The sequence below is a fragment of the Shewanella colwelliana ATCC 39565 genome (genome assembly GCF_000518705.1).
Classification (GTDB): Bacteria; Pseudomonadota; Gammaproteobacteria; order Enterobacterales; family Shewanellaceae; genus Shewanella; species Shewanella colwelliana.
In genome coordinates this window covers 1-19,278 of record NZ_JAEC01000005.1, presented here as the reverse complement: position 1 = coordinate 19,278, position 19,278 = coordinate 1, and the positions used below count along the sequence as shown (strand labels likewise).

The 19,278-nt window shown below is 46.3% G+C and carries 16 protein-coding genes; 2 read left to right on the top strand and 14 right to left on the bottom strand.

Going from position 1 to position 19,278, the window contains the following annotated elements; all coding sequences use genetic code 11:
* Window positions 1–76: 76 nt before the first annotated feature.
* The 4 genes from L876_RS0102020 to L876_RS0102005 all read right to left on the bottom strand — a co-directional run bounded on the left by L876_RS0102020 (window position 77) and on the right by L876_RS0102005 (window position 6,663).
* On the bottom strand, window positions 77–448 hold the full coding sequence (locus tag L876_RS0102020) for a DUF2750 domain-containing protein (protein ID WP_028762265.1): 372 nt from the start codon (window positions 446–448) through the stop codon (window positions 77–79).
* Window positions 449–594: 146 nt separating this feature from the next.
* Entirely contained in the window at window positions 595–1,296 is a 702-nt protein-coding gene (aqpZ, locus tag L876_RS0102015; protein ID WP_028762264.1) for an aquaporin Z, read from the bottom strand.
* Window positions 1,297–1,443: 147 nt separating this feature from the next.
* The gene (locus tag L876_RS0102010) at window positions 1,444–3,822 is read right to left on the bottom strand and encodes a S9 family peptidase (protein WP_028762263.1); all 2,379 of its coding nucleotides are present in this window, start codon (window positions 3,820–3,822) and stop codon (window positions 1,444–1,446) included.
* A gap of 75 nt (window positions 3,823–3,897) precedes the next feature.
* The gene (locus tag L876_RS0102005) at window positions 3,898–6,663 is read right to left on the bottom strand and encodes a TonB-dependent receptor plug domain-containing protein (RefSeq protein ID WP_028762262.1); all 2,766 of its coding nucleotides are present in this window, start codon (window positions 6,661–6,663) and stop codon (window positions 3,898–3,900) included.
* A gap of 371 nt (window positions 6,664–7,034) precedes the next feature.
* Here L876_RS0102005 and L876_RS0102000 point away from each other — a divergent pair, with 371 nt between their 5' ends.
* Window positions 7,035–9,182 (top strand): winged helix-turn-helix domain-containing protein, encoded by a 2,148-nt coding sequence (locus L876_RS0102000; protein WP_037427812.1) that lies wholly within the window; start codon window positions 7,035–7,037, stop codon window positions 9,180–9,182.
* A 24-nt stretch (window positions 9,183–9,206) separates the two neighbouring features.
* Here L876_RS0102000 and L876_RS0101995 read toward each other — a convergent pair whose 3' ends face one another.
* Together L876_RS0101995 and L876_RS0101990 are read right to left on the bottom strand one after the other, a co-directional pair.
* A complete protein-coding gene (locus L876_RS0101995) occupies window positions 9,207–10,316 on the bottom strand; it encodes an anhydro-N-acetylmuramic acid kinase (RefSeq protein WP_028762260.1) in 1,110 nt (369 codons plus the stop codon).
* A gap of 9 nt (window positions 10,317–10,325) precedes the next feature.
* Window positions 10,326–11,780: a peptidoglycan DD-metalloendopeptidase family protein gene (locus L876_RS0101990; RefSeq protein WP_028762259.1), complete on the bottom strand. Its 1,455-nt coding sequence runs from the start codon at window positions 11,778–11,780 to the stop codon at window positions 10,326–10,328.
* 126 nt (window positions 11,781–11,906) lie between these two features.
* Between L876_RS0101990 and tyrS the strand changes: the two genes are divergently transcribed.
* Complete coding sequence (gene tyrS / locus L876_RS0101985) at window positions 11,907–13,103, top strand: tyrosine--tRNA ligase (protein WP_028762258.1); 1,197 nt, start codon at window positions 11,907–11,909, stop codon at window positions 13,101–13,103.
* A gap of 147 nt (window positions 13,104–13,250) precedes the next feature.
* Here tyrS and L876_RS0101980 read toward each other — a convergent pair whose 3' ends face one another.
* The 8 genes from L876_RS0101980 to L876_RS0101940 all read right to left on the bottom strand — a co-directional run bounded on the left by L876_RS0101980 (window position 13,251) and on the right by L876_RS0101940 (window position 19,036).
* Complete coding sequence (locus L876_RS0101980; protein ID WP_051412856.1) at window positions 13,251–13,730, bottom strand: nuclear transport factor 2 family protein; 480 nt, start codon at window positions 13,728–13,730, stop codon at window positions 13,251–13,253.
* A gap of 1 nt (window position 13,731) precedes the next feature.
* Window positions 13,732–14,352 (bottom strand): trimeric intracellular cation channel family protein, encoded by a 621-nt coding sequence (locus tag L876_RS0101975; protein ID WP_028762256.1) that lies wholly within the window; start codon window positions 14,350–14,352, stop codon window positions 13,732–13,734.
* Window positions 14,349–14,738: a DUF2721 domain-containing protein gene (locus tag L876_RS0101970; RefSeq protein WP_028762255.1), complete on the bottom strand. Its 390-nt coding sequence runs from the start codon at window positions 14,736–14,738 to the stop codon at window positions 14,349–14,351. Before L876_RS0101970 ends, L876_RS0101975 begins: the two co-directional genes overlap by 4 nt.
* Before the next feature lie 102 nt (window positions 14,739–14,840).
* The gene (locus L876_RS20870; protein WP_345939959.1) at window positions 14,841–15,692 is read right to left on the bottom strand and encodes a cobalamin biosynthesis protein CobD/CbiB; all 852 of its coding nucleotides are present in this window, start codon (window positions 15,690–15,692) and stop codon (window positions 14,841–14,843) included.
* 149 nt (window positions 15,693–15,841) lie between these two features.
* Window positions 15,842–16,534, bottom strand: coding sequence for a 5'-methylthioadenosine/adenosylhomocysteine nucleosidase (locus L876_RS0101960; RefSeq protein ID WP_028762254.1), 693 nt, complete (start codon window positions 16,532–16,534; stop codon window positions 15,842–15,844).
* A gap of 1,061 nt (window positions 16,535–17,595) precedes the next feature.
* Window positions 17,596–18,048, bottom strand: coding sequence for a hypothetical protein (locus L876_RS0101950; RefSeq protein ID WP_051412855.1), 453 nt, complete (start codon window positions 18,046–18,048; stop codon window positions 17,596–17,598).
* A gap of 111 nt (window positions 18,049–18,159) precedes the next feature.
* On the bottom strand, window positions 18,160–18,594 hold the full coding sequence (locus tag L876_RS0101945; RefSeq protein ID WP_028762251.1) for an SMI1/KNR4 family protein: 435 nt from the start codon (window positions 18,592–18,594) through the stop codon (window positions 18,160–18,162).
* 88 nt (window positions 18,595–18,682) lie between these two features.
* A complete protein-coding gene (locus tag L876_RS0101940; protein ID WP_028762250.1) occupies window positions 18,683–19,036 on the bottom strand; it encodes a hypothetical protein in 354 nt (117 codons plus the stop codon).
* Between the last annotated feature and the right edge of the window lie 242 nt (window positions 19,037–19,278).

Here is a 19,278-nt window from a genome sequence, read left to right as displayed (position 1 = left end):
CACTAGTTTGTTGCTCACGAGTCTCTTCAGGGTTGTTGAAGTGGGTTCTGACACGGCTTGCTCTCCTATTAAAAGCTTAGTGACGCTGTTTTGGGGTTAAGCGCTGTTCTAACTCATAAGGTGGGATCACCACGCCAAGATCTTCTTGCACTGGGAAAACCGCCACAAACAGATCATCGTCTTGCATGCCAGGTACCCAACGCTCTAACCACTCATCAAGTGGAATTGCTAACGGGGTGCAGTCAGCCCAGTCATCGACAGCCCACTGCTTAGCAGACTCTTCACATGGCCACATAGGAATGCAATCCTCATCTTCAGTGGTTAGCATCACACAGCCATCTAAATCTTGAAGTGTCCATAGGACCTTTTCTGATTTAGCTTGTTCAACAAGGTAATCGTAACGCGCTTCTGGGGTCATTTTGCTGGCGTCTTTTGCACTTTTGCTCATGGTATTCTCTTTACATTGGGACGGTAGAACCGATTGGCGGGAATAATAACATCTGTTGAGGGTGAGGTTAAAATAATTTGCGCGAAGAGGAGTGGAAGATAAGGAAGTGAAGCGCCGATATAGCGGGTCTCTATCGGCGCCATTTCTTAGTGTGTCTCTGGTGTATTAAAAAACTTATAAATAATGCCGGCTAAGATGGCGCCTGCGATGGGGGCGACCCAGAATAACCAAAGTTGCGAAATGGCCCAATCACCGACAAAGAGTGCTGGTCCTGTGCTGCGTGCCGGGTTTACCGAGGTATTGGTCACAGGAATACTGATTAAATGAATTAGCGTTAGCCCAAGACCAATGGCGATAGGGGCAAAGCCTGCTGGGGCGCGTTTATCGGTTGCCCCTAAGATGATGAGTAAGAAAAAGAGTGTCATCACCACTTCGCAGACCAGTGCAGCCGTGAGGGTATAACCACCGGGCGAGTGCTCACCATATCCGTTTGAGGCGAAACCACTGCTAAGGCTAAAATCGGCATTGCCTGACGCGATAAGGTATAGGATAGCGGCACCGGCAATACCGCCTGCGACTTGCGCCACAATATAGGGAAGGAGTTCATTGGCAGGAAAACGCCCGCCAGCCCACAAGCCAAAAGAGACGGCGGGATTAAGATGGCATCCCGAGATATGGCCTACCGCATAGGCCATGGTTAAAACTGTTAGACCAAAAGCGAAGGATACACCTAATAAGCCTATACCGACTTCTGGAAAGGCTGCGGCTAAAACTGCACTACCACACCCGCCTAATACCAACCACAGAGTGCCAATAAACTCTGCGGCCATTTTTTGCGTCATATTCATGTCACTATTCCTTGTTTGCATGGGTTGAAAGAGTGGACTTGTTAACCACTTATCTACTTTAGCCTTTATTAAATATATGGAAAGTGAAACTTTTATGCGCAGCAGTTGAATCGGGCGCTGCAGCGATTGTGTCAGTGCCCGTATTCATTATGGTTGGAGGTTTTTTTTAAGCCATTGCTCTTGTTCCCACAGCATGTGTTGCAATGATTCTTGCGCCACATAACTGTGGCTTTCAAATGGCAGCATCACCAGGCGTGCTTTGCCCCCAAGGCCACGAATGGCGTTAAACAGTCGAGTTGACTGCATGGGGTAGGTGCCTGAATTGGCGTCCATCTCTCCATGGATGATCAAAAGTGGTTCATCGATTTTATCAGCATGGGTAAAGGGCGACATCTGCTGATAAAGGTCGGGTGCTTCCCAATAATTACGTTTCTCGTATTGGAACCCAAACGGCGTCAAGCTACGATTGTAGGCACCACTTCGAGCGATTCCGGCTTTAAATAGATCTGAGTGAGCCAGTAGATTGGCAACCATAAAGGCACCATAGGAGTGACCACCAATAGCCACCCGTTCAGGGTCTGCAACCCCCATATCACTTAACGTGTCGATGGCGGCTTTGGCGTTGGCGACTAACTGATCGCGAAAGCTGTCATTGGGGTTGTTTTTACCTTCTCCCACTATTGGCATCGAGACCTTATCGAATACAGCAAAGCCTTTGGCAACAAAGGGGACCGGGCCTTTGGCACTGATGCTCTGGTATTGATTGGCTGAAAAGGCGACCTGTGCCGCCACGTTGGCATTTTTATACTCTCTTGGGTAAGCCCACATCAGCAGGGGTAAAGGGCCATGCTCTTTACGGTAACCTTTAGGTAGGTAGAGCATGCCGGATAGTGGCAGCCCATCGGCACGTTGATAGGTGATTAGTTGCCGTGTCATCCCTTGGTAGGCGCTCAAGGTTTGGGGCGGTTGGTAGATCAAGTGCTCAGTACTATCTTGTTGATTGAATAACACTAACTGCGGAGGGCTAATAGCATCTTCACGCTTAATAACCAACCTCAGTGGCGATAGACTCACCACATGTACTACCTGCTCAAGTTTATCTTTTGCGCTTTGCCATAAAGGTTCACTGACATGATTAGTTAAGTCGGTCTGCTTTAAAAAGGGTTTTAATCCCTCTGGTGATGCACCTTTGCCAAAGTGAATCACCTTGCCTTCATGGGTTTCAACCAGGGCGACGCCGGTATTTTGTGCACGATAAACTAAGGTGCCAGGGTGTTGATAGATGTCACGGATTGACTTTTCATACCAAAGTTTAAGTGTATTTCCAGTCGATAAATCAAGGCTACTGACACGCAATTTTTTTTCGTTGTTGTTCTTTTCAGTAAGCAACAGGGTGTTGCTATCGGTCCATTTTACGCTGTTGATGCGCCAAGGCGTGGTTGCAATGGTTTGTGCTGCGCCATTAAAAGGGGCATTTAAGGTTTGGAGTCTATCGCGTAATGGGAACTCTTGTTCCCCATCGCCCTTATCTAAGGCGGTGACGAAGGCTAAGGTATCGGGTTTATCTTGTCGCCAATGGATAAGCCTAGGGCCGGTATTGACAGAGTCAGCACCTGCAGGTCTAAGCTCGCCACTGTCAATATGGGCAAACGCTTTAAGGTAAGTCCCCGTGGCTGAATAGAGTTCGACATGGTGAGCAAAGTCCCTGTATTTTACGATGTGCGAATAGGGCGGACGAATCTGTTTTAGCAAAATAAATTGATCGTTGGGTGAGAGCTTGTAGTGGACGGTGATGCCTGGGCTACCAATTTGTTTATGTGCACCTTTTAGCGATAATAGTGCGAGTTGGCTAGTGGCCAGTTGTTCAAATTGCACCTCATCTTGACGGTTTTGCAATAAGTCTTGGTAAGTACGTCGAGGCGCTCTTTCACCAAAGGCTTGGCTAATGTTGGGGCCTATAGTGGTACTGGGCTCTGTGATGCTAGCCACGGCTAGAGTGGTTAAGATGGCGCTGCTATCATGAGACCATTGATAATTGGCACCAAATACGGCGTTAAGCGGAGTGTTGTTAAGTTGTCGTGTTTGGCCATTTTTTATGCTGTATAAAAATAGGTTGGCTGCACTTTCATTGATGGCAATATAACTTAGATATTGGCTATTAGGCGAAAACCTTACGTTAGCGATGGCGCCCGCACTCGGGTTAATGAAGTGTTGTTCTTGATTGTCTAAGTTCACTAAGCTTATGTGGCTATAGCGCTTTTTAGGGCGGCTTTGACTTAGGCTTTTTGGGGCTAACCTTAGCCCTGCGAGCTTGACCTCTTCGCTGGCGAGGCTGGCGATGCTGGGAGATGATATGGGGGTCATGACGGCTAAATAGATGCCGTTTGCTGATAAACGGCTATCAACCATTTTAGGTTGCTGCAGAACTTGCATCAGTGGAGCTGAGGGTTGTTGGTAGTCACCCGCAACAAGGTATTGGCTGGACAACAGTACCAGGACAGCCAATAGGTGTTTGAGATTAAACATGGTATCTCCTGATAAAGAAGGTGTGTTAAAGCAAAGCGCCCCAAAGAGGCGCTTAATTTCAACATACAGAGTCGGCTAGAACTTTTGAGAATAACCCAAGAATAACGTACGGCCTACCGTTGAGTAGCTACTGTTGTCCTCTTCAAAGAATGGCCAGTCGTTGTGACGATCATTGCGCTCATCAAACAGTGGTGGCATCTCATCGGTGAGGTTTTTCACTCCAGCACTGAATTTACCTTTCCAAGGCGTGCTATAGGCAAGGGTAAGGTTGATGGTTTGGTAAGCATCGAGTGTATCTGGATAGTCGTCCACCTCATAGTCATCGCCATCGGCATCGATAAGGGTAAATGTATCTTCACCCACAGCTTTGCCAGTATAGTAATAGGCTAATGTTGCACTAAAATCAGCGAGGTTCCACGTTAGGCTGGCATTGCCTTTCCATTTAGGCACGTAGTTAGTTTTGGTCTCATCCTCGATTTCAGTATCAACACTTTCCTGATATTCCTTCTTTAGCAGATAAGAAGCTGCAAGTTTTAACTTAAACTCACCTGCCGAAGTTTCAGGGAAGCGGTAGTTAACGCTGGCATCAATACCTTCTGATGCTTCATAGGCGCTGTTAATCGGGCCTTTACGCATACAGGCAAGATTTCGGATACCATCATCGTCGAGCTCAGTCACATAACCGACGATATCCATGTTCTCGCAGCTGTTATAGTTTGCGGTTTGATCGAATCTGTTGTCGTCAAGCATCTCGTTGGTGGAGATAGTTTTTACTGCGCCTTCTAGTTCAATATTCCACCAGTCTAAGGTTAAATCTGCATTATCACTGAGGTTGGCAACAAGGCCTAAGTTCCAAAAGTCACCTTTCTCTTCAGTTAGATTGAGATTTCCTGAGCTAAAACCATCATAGCTGTCTTCATATATCTCTCCCGGAATGGTTGGATGAACATAATCTGTGCTACCAAAGCTACGAGTTAAACCCGCATAGAGGCGGTGCATGTCTGGCGCCCTGAAGCTTTTACCCATATTGGCACGGATCATCACTTCACTGACTGGGCGATAGGTGATACCCACTTGAGGTGTTGTTGCGCCACCCACACTCGAATCATCTAGGTAATGGTCATAACGCAGCGCGGCAGACAGGTCGAGCGATTTGACGCCCGTAAGGTCTGCCAACAGCGGTATTTGCAGTTCACCTGCCATAGCAACACGGTCTCTATCGCCTTCGCCACCCGTGCCTCCCATACCTATGTAGCCGCCACTCATGGTGATCTCATCGAGGGTATCTTCGTAGCTCTCTCTGGCCCACTCAGCCGTGGTTGCAAAGCCTATCGTGCCCGCTGACAGTTCCATTAGATCTCCAGTAAAGACCGCTTGGAACTGGTGCATGCTGGATGTTGAGTCTTTGGTGGCGCTGCCAATTAGTTGATCAATCTGTTCAGATGTCAGGGCATTATTGGGGTACCACTTGGTTGGATCACTGTCGTTAGGGTTGAAGGTGACGATATCAAGCAAGGCATCCGCACTGACCATATGCGTGTTCTGTTTTTCATAACGGTTAAAACCGCTCGACCAAGAGAGATCTAATTCGTAATCTCCCACAGTTCCATTGGCACCAAAAGAGAAGGCGGCTTTAGTATTTTGGGTCTCATAAGTACGATCACCTGGAAACTCTTCCATTCGACGACGCATCTGGAATTTGTTTGAGTCTTCGAATGCATTGGCGTCATAGCTCATTGCGCCAGTGGCCTCATCTTCGTAGATATATACGCCAAAGCCTTTTTCATCTTTGTACTTAGAGGCTTCTTTGTAGGAGGCGTTTATCATGCCATAGAGCTGCCAGTCATCATTGAGATCATAGGTGGTATTAACCACTAGATTTAGGCGATCGTAAGCTGACAGTAGGCCGCGGTCGGCGTATTTATCGTAGTAACAGTCATAGGTACCTGCTGGGATGTAAATTCCCTTATCACCAAAGCGCTCGGTGCACTGGGTGTTATCGAGTGGACTGTATTTACTGTCGGTGTAGACTTTACCATAGTCCCTAATCCAAGCGCCCCAGCTTGAGGGCGTGGCATCACCATAGGGGCCTGCTCCCCAACGAATGTCACCATCTTCGTCTTCATAGTAAGCTGGGCTATATAGACCATCGCGTTGCTCAGTTTTGATCGCCTCAACTTTTTTATATTCGAGCATCACTAAGGTTTGGCTCTTTTCGGTATTAAAGCCTTGCAAGTAGGAGAGGTCTAACTGCTCACCACCACCTTGTGTTGGGTGGTTGTATTTGGCAGCGACCTTAGCTCCTTCATATTGTTTCTTCAAAATAATATTGACCACACCACCTACAGCATCAGAGCCATAAATAGCCGATGCGCCACCAGTTAAAATCTCAATACGTTCAACTGCTGCGGTGGGGATGTCTGAGGTATCAACAAAGTTTGTTGTGCCACCGGCCGCACTAGGAAACGATGCCTGACGACGACCATTGATAAGTACCAAGGTGCGATTGGCTCCCATACCGCGCAAGTTGACTGAACTAGCACTATCAGTAAATCCGTCACTCTCGCCATTGAGTGAACCACCAGTATTAGCCACTGATGCTTGGAGTATTTCTGAAATAGAGCTGAGGCCACTATTTGCAATATCATCGGCTGAGATAACGGTTACTGGTGCAACCCCTTCAAAGTCGGTGCGTTTAATGCGTGAACCCGTGACTTCGATTTTTTCCATCTTGGCCGACTGTGTGCCAGTTGTGTTTGTCTCAGCGGCAACGCTTAACACTGGGGTTAGTGCCATTGCTAAGGCGACGGTTAATGCTGATTGTTTGAGTTGAGGTTTCATCTAGTTGCTGTCCTTATTCTTATCGTTAACTACCTTTACTTGTTGCAAACGTCGGGGCATGGATAAGTCACTCTTAGGGATAGGAGAGTGTCAATAGACGGTATGGTTGTAACCATCGAGGTAGCCTGCTGTTTACTGGTGTCAGTTGTAATTAAATTGTTGCTGGCGAGCAATGTTGGGGGTGTCGTTTATAGATTGTTTATATGTCGATTAAACATCTATTTCCTTTTCTTCCAGTGGTTTACATGTCTATTCTATATCTATTTCCCGGTTGTAATCACTTGGTTAAAAGGGCTACACTTGTTGGCAAATGTAGGGGGAGTAAGCGTTAACTGAATAACTGTTTTGACCTACAAGGAGATGCAGGGAAGATGAGCGGTAGTGTTAAAGTTTCTAAACAGGCGAATTTTTCGTTGGGTCACTGCAAGGTGTCGCCTGCAGATAACAGCGTGGTGTTTGATGCCGAGAGTAAGGCAGATGGCATTTGCTTGTCTTTGCAGCCCAAGTTTATTGAAGTACTAAGTTACCTTGCGCGCCACTACCCTAACGTAGTCACCCGTGATGAGCTTATCGAAGAGATTTGGGACGGTAATGGATATGTTGGGACCAAAGCCTTAACCAATGCAATATGGCACTTGCGCCAGCAATTAAAGCCGTTGAATAGCGAGCAGCCGATCATAGAGACAGTAAGAAAGGCGGGTTATCGTTTACTTATTGCGCCACAATTTAATGCCGAGGACTTAGTCGACGAGCCAGATTTATTACGACGAGCCGAAAAGCAGATCAACTTACTGCAGCGCAAACTGACCAAATTTGCGCTGGCTAGTGGCACAGTGCTGGTAGCTGTTAGTGCACTACTGGTATGGCACCTCTATCATGATGAGGTTCATTTGATTCCGACTGTAAAGCAGCAGCTTACGAAAGCGGCTGATGCGGAGCTTTATCCCAATGTCTCGCCCGATGGTCGTTGGTTGGTATATGGCAGTCGCGGCAACGGTAAGCGTTCTAGCCTTTACTTAAAAGATCTCAATTCGCCTACAGAGATGCCAAAGCGACTGACGTCAGCAAAAAGTTCAGAGTTACGTGCGGTGTGGAGCCCAGACGGGCAGATGTTGTATTACCCGTCTCAGGAGTTGAAAGATTGCCAAATTATGCAGCTAACCCTTGACAGTAACGAAGCCCGCCCATTAACGCCCTGTAATAGCTATACCGCAGCATTAGACGTATCGCCCAATGGTGAGCGTCTAGTGTTTATCTGGCAAAGCAACAGTGATGCAACGTCAGGCTTGTATAGCTTTGCATTAAAGGAGACTGACAGTCTGCCCGTGCGTTTATCGTGTATCAATCATTGCAGCCATAGAGATAGGGATGTTGCCTTTAGTCCCGATGGACGTTACATGGCTATTTCTCGCCGTTTTGGCAATATATCTGAAGATATTTTTTTGCTCGACCTGACCACAGGGCAAGAGCGCCGACTGACAACGGGGTTGGAAGATATTCGTGGTTTAAGCTGGCATAAAGATGGACATCGCTTGGTTTTTAGCACCGAAAATTCAGGCGTGAGAAACGGTTACCTTATTGATGTTGAACATGAGGGTATTCAGGCGTTAGATGTGGAGGGCATGAGCTACCCACGCTTTATCCCTCATAGCAATGAGTTAGTGTACGCTAACTACATACGAGATTACCGAGTCACCAGCTTAGCGCTGGAGCAGTCGATACCGACCACTAGTTTTCCGCTGTTACGGGTGGAGTACAGTTATCGTAATCCAACCTATTCGGCCATAGCCCAGCGTATTGCCTATGTTTCCAATGAAACGGGGTTTAATGAGATTTGGAGCGCCGATAGCACGGGCAATAATAGACGTCAGCATACAAACCTTAAACGGCGAGTCGCTTATCCTAGCTGGTCCAGAGACGGCAGTAAAATTGCCTTTTTAGCGCCAGATGATCAAAATGAAGGCAATAAAATTCATGTCCTTGATCTGCAAACGGGTAACATTGCTATTTTAGCCACGCCTTATTTGGATCATAATCGTCCAAGTTGGGGGTGGGACAATGAAACTGTTATCGCCAGTACAGATGACGGCATTACCGAGTTCTACCTAGATAACCGTCTGCCTCAGGTGCTGAGTCACATCGATATGCGATTAGGTCAGATGATATCGAGTCAGCAGCTGCTTTTTACCCGTGCTGATAAAGATGGATTATGGTCTATCGATTTGTCACAGCCAGACAAGGTTCATGCGTTGATCAGCGAGAAAAAGTTTGATGAAGGTTACAATTGGATTGCGACAGAAAAAGGGATCTACTTTAGAGATAATCAGCAAGGATTTCAGCTGATTAACTTTTGGCGATTCAACACCGAACTTGTCACGCCTATCATTAAATTACCGCCAGGCACCATGCCCAGAGCAGGTTCAATGGGTTATATGCCTGAGTTACACAGCTTATTATTAACTCAGTCGCAAAATTATAAGCGCGATGTTATCCGCCTACAGCATAAGTTACTGCAGTAATACCAATCAGTTTAAAGCTGTGTATTACGCTGCTGGAAACAAGCCGCCAAGAATAGCCTCTCTGGATGCGCCAGTGACCGCAGGAAGGTTACCGGGCAAGCCTTTTTGATAGCGCATTGCCAACCAGGCAAAGGCAATGCCTTCAACCCATTGAGGATTGATCCCCAGTGCACTTGAGGTTTCAATATTGTAGTGAGGCAGTAAGTGGCGTAATCGCTTCAACAACTCATCATTAAAGGCGCCGCCGCCGCAGACATACATTTGCGCTGAGTCGGTTAAGGTTAAGCAGTCGTTAGCTATTGCATGGCAAGTGACATCTAATAGGGTCGATTGGATATCGACCTCTTTGAGGTAACCAAAGTCCGCGGTTTGTTGCTCCATCCAAGCTTGATTAAACAGCTCTCGACCAGTACTTTTTGGCGCACTCAGTGAGAAGTAAGAGTGAGACAACATCTGTTTGAGCAGGTCTTTATCACTACAGCCTGTCGCTGCCCATGCACCAGCCTTATCGTAAGGCTCCCCCTTTACTTGCTTAATCCACGCATCCATCAAGGTGTTGCCTGGCCCATTATCAAACCCAATCACAGCACTCGCATCACCAGGCAGGTAGGTCACGTTTGAGATACCGCCGATATTGAGGATCATTCTTTTGCTGCCAGCTTGGGCAAATAACTGCTGGTGGAAGGCGGGGACTAATGGCGCGCCTTGACCGCCTAAGGCGATATCTTTGCGGCGAAAGTCAGCGATCACATCGATACCCGTTAACGCAGCAATGGTATTTGGGTCACCAATTTGTAAGGTGAACCCCATCTCTAGATTTGGCATATGGCGCACGGTTTGTCCGTGGCTACCGATGGCGCGTACTTGGCTTTTATCTACTCCAGCTTTATCGATGAGATTGTTGACCGCTTGCGCAAACAGTTTACCGACGCTGCGATCTAAGGTACCAACACGATTAACTTCATCATTACCCGATTGGCATAAGCGTTGTAAGCCGCTAAGCAGGTGGCTGGGTAGCGCTTCGGTATGGCTGGCTAACAGCTTGATATTGTTATCACTGAAATCGACGAGCACGGCATCGACGCCGTCCATGCTGGTGCCAGACATCAGGCCGATATATAAGTTACTGGTCATGAAAGGATCCTATTGTGCGGCAAGTCGTAGCTGCTTGTTTTGTTCAAGTTTAGCCATGAGCAGCTTACTTAGCGCGAGGAATTTGCTTTTATGCTGCTTTTCGATAGGCAAAGACTGCGGCAATTTCACCGTTCTAGGGTTGCGATGAACACCGTTAACGATGAACTCATAATGTAGGTGTGCACCAGTTACCCGGCCGGTTGACCCTAAGGTACCGATGATTTGTCCCTGCTTGACCGTTTGTCCCTGCTTCACTTTGCGTTTTTTAAGGTGCAAGTACTTAGTGGTATAGGTTTCGTTGTGCTTAATAAACACATAGTTGCCGTTGTATTGATTGTACCCTGACTTAATGACCCGTCCTTTACCCGCCGCTTTAATCGGGGTGCCTACGGCGGCCACATAGTCAACGCCTCGGTGAGCCTTGACTTGCCCTGTTACCGGATGCAGGCGACGTGGATTAAAACTAGAGCTGACATATTTAAAGTCGACCGGTGAGCGCAGGAAGGCTTTACGCATGCTGCGTCCTTCGGCTGAATAGTAGCTGCCGTCTGTGTAACGCACTGCGGTGTAATTATCGCCTTGGTTGTTAAACTCGGCGGCTAAGATGTTCCCGTTGCGGAGGAACTCACCGTCGGCATATTCCTCTTCAAACAAAATGGCAAAGTTATCGCCTTGTCGAAGGTCGAGTGCAAAGTCGATATCCCAACCAAAAATGGTTGCAAGTTGCATGATTTGGTTTGGGGTTAGTCCTGCACCGACACCTGCATTCCAGAAGTTACTGCTAATGGTTGCACTGGCAAATTTAGTGCGACTTTCCACCTGTTTAGTGAGCACTTCCTCACTGTAACCGTTTGGAGCCTTACTGATGCTTAACGTGGAGATAGGGTCTAAGTGGTACAACACCTTGGTCAGTTCACCTGCGTCATTTTTGACAATAACGATCTCTTCGCCTGGCATGATTTTCAACAGGTTCTTTTTAGCCTTAGGCAATTGGGTTATTTCGTACACGTCTCGCGCACTAAGACCTGCGCGTTTAAACAGCGCAGCTAAGGTATCGCCTTTTTGAACAATAAACTGTTTGCTGTGTTCGCTTGGAACAGGCTCAAGGGTTTCGACTTCGTCTGCTGTGCCGAGTACGGTTGGCGAAGAGAGGGCGGTGTCGCTTAGGTTAACGTCGTTAGATTTACTGGTTTGTTTGGCAATCTCTGAGGCACTAGGTGCTTGGGGCGTTCGAAAGGCTAAAGGCACAGGGTAGGCATGAGCATCGTCATTTGCTTCATTGTTGCTGGCATCGGGGCCGTTGCCAATGTTAATGGTGCCAGTTAGTGAGCGATTGGCCGACTTTGAGGCTTGAGCATCGTCAGAGGGTAAAAAGACAACGGTTAACGTAACCAATACCAATATACTCAAGAGGATTTGATGTATTTTGGGTAATAGTTTTAAGAGTGTAATAACCTTTCCCATTGACTCCGATACCAATTTCTAACACTTAAGGCGATCCTGTTAGTGTACACTCTTTCATTTGTGCTGGCTAACAAGTAACATTAGTCCCCATTATTTACCTATAGGCTCTTAGGAGTAGCTGCCAAGATGGCTGATTTAGACCAAGCATTAGCAGAAATAAAACGTGGTACCGATGAGATTCTTCTTGAGTCGGATCTGCTGGAAAAGTTAAAAGAGGGACGTCCTTTGCGCATTAAGTTGGGAGCTGATCCCACCGCGCCAGACATTCATCTTGGCCACACAGTTATTCTAAACAAGATGAGAACCTTCCAAGAGCTAGGCCACGAAGTGATCTTCTTGATTGGTGACTTCACCGGCATGGTTGGCGACCCAAGTGGTAAAAATAGCACTCGTCCACCGTTAACTCGTGAGCAGGTGTTGGCAAATGCGGAAACCTATAAAGAGCAAGTGTATAAGATTTTAGACCCTGCCAAAACGCGTATTGAGTTTAACTCTAGCTGGCTAGAACCGCTCGGCGCAGCAGGCATGATCCGTCTAGCATCGCAGCAAACGGTTGCGCGCATGATGGAACGTGATGACTTTAAGAAGCGTTATGCATCGGGTCAGTCTATTGCGATTCACGAGTTTATGTACCCACTATTGCAAGGTTATGATTCAGTCGCGCTAGAGTCTGATGTCGAGCTAGGGGGGACCGATCAGAAGTTCAATCTGCTGATGGGTCGCGAGTTACAAAAGTCTGCGGGTCAAAAGCCACAAACCGTTATTATGATGCCGCTGCTTGAAGGCCTCGATGGCGTGAAGAAGATGTCTAAGTCGGCGCACAACTACATTGGTGTAAGCGAGCCTGCGAGTGAGATGTTTGGCAAAATCATGTCGATCTCTGATGATTTGATGTGGCGCTACTTTGATCTGCTTTCATTCCGTCCGTTGACTGAGCTTGCGCAGCTTAAGGCTGATGTTGAACAAGGCACAAACCCAAGAGATGTAAAAATCTTATTGGCGAAAGAGATCATTGCCCGTTTTCACGATGAAGCCGCTGCAGAAGCTGCACATCAAGAGTTTATCAATCGCTTTCAAAAAGGCGCTTTACCTGACGATATCGAAGAGTTTGAGATTGTTGCCGGTGAAGGTATTGCGATTGCTAACTTGCTTAAAGATGTCGGGCTGGTTGGCTCCACCTCTGATGCAATGCGTATGATTAAGCAAGGCGCGGCAAAGATTGATGGCGTGAAGATAGAAGATTCACGCTTGCAGCTCAGTGCTGGCACCAGTGGTGTATTCCAAGTCGGCAAGCGTAAGTTTGCTAAGATCACCTTAGTGTAACTTAAGTGACATAAAAAAGGCCTGCATCAGCAGGCCTTTTTTATGTCTGGAACATTTATGCCAAAAACCAGGGATGGAATCTTTTGGTATTTATGTCTGGAACATTTATGCCAAAAACCAGGGATGGAATATAGCGCGCCTATCACCTTATTGCGTCGAAAGTTGATCAGCCATTGTTTGATAATCCATCAAATCTTCATGAACTTTGACTCTGTGATTGTTCATATCGACTTTAATGGTTGTGACACCAGGAATCGCTAGTTCGATAATCTTACCAGGTTTTCCAAATTGACTGCCTGGGCCGCGATAGTGGTAGTTACCTATCATCACCACTAAAGAGCCTGAGTTAAACATATGCTCGATATTAAAATGATATTCAAGCACACCACGATGCGCACGCTCAAAGAACTCTAAAATGTTACGCCGTCCGGTATAGCTTTTACTGGCGGTTCTATCTTTAAAGATGCTATCTCGATTATAAAAAGAAGCCAGCGTTTTATAGTCGTGATCGGTCAGCGCCTGAATGTATTTTACCGCCATCTGTTGCTCGCGAGGCATATCCCCTGGATTGGCTTGCGCTAACAAGGGGAGTAAGGCTAACACTGTGAGTATAAATCGCTTGATCATGTTAGGTTTTCTTCAAATCGAATGCGGGTAGTCGTAAATGCCACTTGATGGCAGCGAGTCGAATCGTTAAGGCGCTTAGCATCGCAAGGCCTAAAGCTATCTCATTTGCGGCACCTAAGTGGATGGCCAATGTATAACTAATGCCGCCAAAAATTGATGCAGTAGCGTAGATTTCGGTACGCATAATCATCGGCACTTGGCGACAGAGCAAGTCTCGAATCATGCCTCCTCCGACGCCCGTTATCAAGCCCATCACTACAGCAATCATGCCACCCAAGCCAAGGCTGAGTGCTTTTTCTGCCCCAATGACGGTAAAGAGCGCCAAACCTAGTGCATCGGCAACCGGTAAAGTGTACTGAGGGACCTTTTTAGGCTTACGAATAAAGATAAGCGTCAGTAAGACTGTGGCTAAGATGACGATGATGTAATTGGGGTCGCGGATCCAAAACACTGGCGTTGTGCCAAGCAGTGCATCGCGAATGCTGCCGCCGCCAATTGCGGTAACAGAAGCCAATACGATAACCCCGAACGGATCCATGCGGTGACGTCCCGCGGCGAGTGCGCCAGATAGGGCGAACACTGCCGTGCCACAAAGGTCAAAAAAATAGATCCAATGGCTCACTGATCTAACTCTTTTAGGTGATAGTTCAAGGCATCGACGGAGATACGGATCTCGATAACCGATAACAGCAAAGAGTAGAGCAACAGCAGTAAGCTTGAACCAAAAATGATGGAGCCGGTTTTATTAAAGCCAATATAGATAAAAATCATACACAGGACGCACAGTGCAAAGCTTAAGACCCCTGACTCTTGCATACGCCTGATAATGACAATACGCTGCCTTAAGTTTTTTAGTTGGCCGCTATGGACTGGTTTCCCCTGACTACTTAAGTTGCGGATAAGCGCAGCAAGAGAGAAAAAGCGATTGGTATATGCCAGCAATAATAATGAGATAGCAGGAAACAGTAGCGCGGGCGTCGTCAGTGAAATGTGAAGATTCTCAAACAAAATAGTTATGCCTATTGGAACGTGATGTTGCTGGGTGAGAGGGCATAATACCAAGCAAAAATCGCTTGTCTAGTGCAATCGGTAGACAAACAAACCTAGCGCTTACGAAACGCTTTGAAGATAGCGCAGTGTCGCCCACATCGCAGGAATGACAATCACAGATAAGACCCAGATGTTAATCGCTGTACTTACCAAAGTCAGTGCAGGTTTGAGGTTGTCCGCATTTGGTTTGGGGCCATCACCTATGGTTTCAACGCGGATTTTGGTGCCGTTCATTTTAATCGGTCCACCCAGCTCAATGTTAAGGGCGTGCGCTGCGATTTCGCACGAGGGGAGGTGGTTGTTCACCCGGTACAGGCTTTTTTTCGGCCGTAACAACATTAGCAGTGCCTTAGGACCTGCTTGTATCGCTAGCGAAAAATTCCAACACAGTGTGGGGAGGTAGTAGAGCCCATAGCTGAGGTAATAGACCGGGCGGCCAAAATTACTAAACCTTGGGTTTACTGATGGCCAGCAGTATTCGAGCTGCTTAATCATGCGGGCCCCAAGCACTAACGGGATGCCGCCGAGTGTGAAGAATAAAATGGTAGCGACAGACCCGTACACTGGCGAGGTGACCAATCTTTCGATAGTGGCTTTTACGAGACCAATCTCTGACAACTCTTGGGTGTCGCGATACATCCAAGGCGTTAACAGGCGGCGGGCGCTGGTTTTATCATCGCGCTTTAACGCTTGGGCGACCTCTTCTGCGACCTTATGAAACTGCTCATCACATAAACAGAGGTAGAGAATGATGAATTCAAAAAACCACGGAAAAGCAGCCAGTTCCACTAAAAATGTGGCAATGAGCCAAAAAGGCAGTACCAATAAAATGGTTGCCATTATGCCCGCAGTCACTTGTTGAGAGGCGGTGCGGTGGCGACGATTAACCTTAGCTGCGAGACTTTTAGCCAGCAGGCTAAACCAATAAAACGCTTGCGCCTCTCGGGGGGAGAGGAGCCAGTTTCGCCAGCACTATGGCCACCAATAGCGTTAGTGCCCCCTGATACAGAGGGCTCTCATTAGCGAGCAGTTGAGTGAAATCTGGCAACATAGGCGATAGATTAAAGCTGTTTGAGTAAAGCGATAACCATCAAGGCCGAATGATGACCCGCTTTAACGATATAGCTGTCAAAATCCACTGGCGAGTCGTTATTAGCGTTGTCAGACAGCGAACGGATCACCACAAACGGCACATCAAACTGATGACACACTTGCGCAATGGCAGCGCCTTCCATTTCACATGCGGCCATCGTTGGGAAATGTTCTAGCATGGTTTTGGTGCGCGCTGGATCGCAGATAAAGCTGTCGCCAGTGCAGATAAGACCTTCGATGGTGTTAACTTCTCCAAGGCTGGCAACGGCCTTTTTGGCAGCATCAACCAGTGTGGCATTAGGCATAAACGCCGCAGGTTGCTGCGCCATTTGCCCTATCTCATAACCAAATGCGGTGACATCAACATCGTGATGACGTACTTCTGATGAGATAACAATATCGCCAATGGCTAGGCTGTCGACGAATCCGCCAGCAGAGCCGGTGTTGATCACATAATCAGGGGCATACTTTTCGATTAACAGTGTGGTAGCAATACTCGCAGCCACTTTGCCAATGCCCGATCGCGTAATCACCACATCTTTACCGTCTAGCTGTCCGGCAACAAATTCGATGCCAGCAATCGTTTGTGATTTAGGGTTAGTCAGAGAGGCGATGAGGTGAGCGACTTCTGGCTCCATGGCGCCAATAATACCGATTTTCATTGAATGACCTTAATGTGGTGATGGTTGCGACTACGTTTGCTATTACGTTTGATAGTAGGTTTGACGTAATAGGCAGACTAATGGGCGCTAATATAGCAAACAAGTGCTTCTGTGGCGAGATCGTGGATCGCAAGCTCGATGGCTTGTGGGGAAACAAGTTAGAAGTTTCTTTGTCGATGCCCATAGCCATACTGGACAATCCTTAGCTGGTGCTAGTCTTGAGCTGTATTGTTTTTGAATTGCTTGCTGTAGGTGAAGCGCATGGATGCGTAAATGTCGTGATCACAGGATGTGAAAGAGGGACCTATTCGTGCAAACAAAAATAAGCTGACCTTAGAATGAGGTGTTGGCATTTTTGGCTTATAACATTTGACGAAGTTGTTTCTATTTATTGATGGTAGCGTTAACCTTCATGGCAACCAATTGCCTGCAGCATGCCTTGCGTGCAGGTATTTCGGTGGAACGCTGCAAGTATATCCCTATACGCTCGACGGTGGCATCTGACGTGAATGGATTCACAAATGCCGCGATGACATGGACGTCAGAGAGCGGCCATGCCTCAGAAGGTCACAACTGTGTTCGCACCGAGCTTTCTATCTCTTCGATTTGACCTTGCTTCTACCACTTGGGCAATCACAAGTTAAATCGTTTTTGGACAAAAATAAGCTGACCTTCGAATGAAGGTGTTGGCATTTTTGTGGTTTAACATTTGGCTGTATTGGTTTTTATTTCGCTGACGGTAGCGTTGACTTTCATTGTTTTGAATTGCTTGCTGCAGGCCCCACGTGCAAACACATTTGTATGCCTCAGAAGGTCACAACTGTGTTCGCACCGAGTTTTCTATCTCTTCGATTTGACCTTGCTGCTACCACTTGGGCAATCACAAGTTAAATCGTTTCTGGACAGAAATTGGTTAGAGTCAAAGCTCTTAAAGTGATGATTCTTATTAGGGAAAGTATGGCAAGCTGATATACGGCAACGCCCAACTAAGGGGCTGATAATTGTTGGCTAAAATGTGAAACGAAGTGGAACTGAGCCAACGATTAGCAGTCCCGCTTTAGTTACTTGTTAGGTGTTTTATATATACTTTCTAACAGACTAACAACCTCTTTATAGTTTTGAGGTTTTTCGCAAATCCCTCTCGTATTTACAGTTAAATTAGATGATTTAATAAAAAGCTGAAATGTGTGACCATCGCAAATTAGGCCTTCTGTAGATTCTGGATATTGGATTTTCCATTTATGTACGCCAAGAGAGATTAATTGTTTTATTAAATATTCTTGCTGTTCATGTGTTACTTGAGCCGTAACAAACTCAGGAATATAAGGGGTAACGTTAAGCCCAGTATTGTCAACTTTATAATGATCATCAATATGAACAAAACTTCCCTGTTTTATATAAGTTTGATGTCTATACATTCCTCTAAAGTTCGCTTCGGTATGACTCAAGCTGAATTCTTCAGCACTTATTAGCATTGTGCAAAAACCCAAAAATAAGATTAAAAGCCTAATCATCAAAAACACCTAACGCCTTGCTCAGCGGTTGGGGTGAATTGGCGGCTTGTTTGCGTTTTTTGCAAACAAGGTGACAGTTTACCCCAATCCGACTGGAGCAACTTGTTATGCCTAGACATTGATTTTACCACTGACCCACCACTCAATGTATTTTTGCATGCTTGGTGCAACCCAGTTTCTACTATCATCTTCGTGGCTCCATACGAAAACATCATTTCGCCTTACTTTGCTACTTTGTAGTGGAAAGAAAAACTGATCCCCATTTCCAGCGTCTGCGAAGAAGAGCATTGAATCAAATGGCATGTATAGTTCAGAAAACTCGGTACTTTCACGAAACTCAATATTCGTTGAAATAATGCGCTCGATAGACCAAACCAAACCTAAGTCATATTCACCGAAAATGCCGTTGGATTCAAGCAGGCATGCTTTTAGAGCATCCGGAAGAACTACATTGAGTTTAGCTTCAGCTACGGCAATTTCTGAATTATTTGCTTGAGTCTCAAACCTGCATTCTTTGCCTAAACCCTCAACTAAAGACTTCCACATTTCTCGATTCCTTGATGGGCATAACGCCTCGTTAAGAGGCAAATAATATGTTGGCTAAAATAAGCGACGCAGGAGCAAAAGCCAACTGTTATTTGTCCTGCTTTAACGACTTGTTATATGCCCGATTATACAAAGCTACAGCATGTTTTGCAGGTTCGCTCTTAGTTAAAAGATAATTGGCTATAAACATCGCTGGAAATAGTAACAAGAAGACCAAATTACTAGCATCGTTTTTTGCCGCAGACGACCAAACAGGAATACTAAAATTACCACTTAATAAAAAAGTAGAAACAAAAAAGCATTTTAGATAGCCATCCGCTTTTTGGTAAATAGCTAAATTACGATAAAAAAAGAATGCTGCCACTAAGGCTACTAAAGTAGAAACTGCAACTTTGTCATAGTATTCACTAGCAAGTGTTGAAGCTAAAAAGCCGGGGTACATTGCTAGAACTGCACAAGGAAGTGCAATTATATTCTTCGATTTAATAGTGCACCTCAACTTCCTTTAGGGCATATAACATTTTATTAGTGCGCATGCGCGTTTACCTCGTTGGACCAGTGAAAACGTGCACAGTTAACTATCTGTATGTAATGAACTTATCAGCATTTTGCTAAATATACCATCTGGAAAAACGCGCATGCGCGTTTTCCAAACCTATTATCTACTTAACAAATAGTATAAGT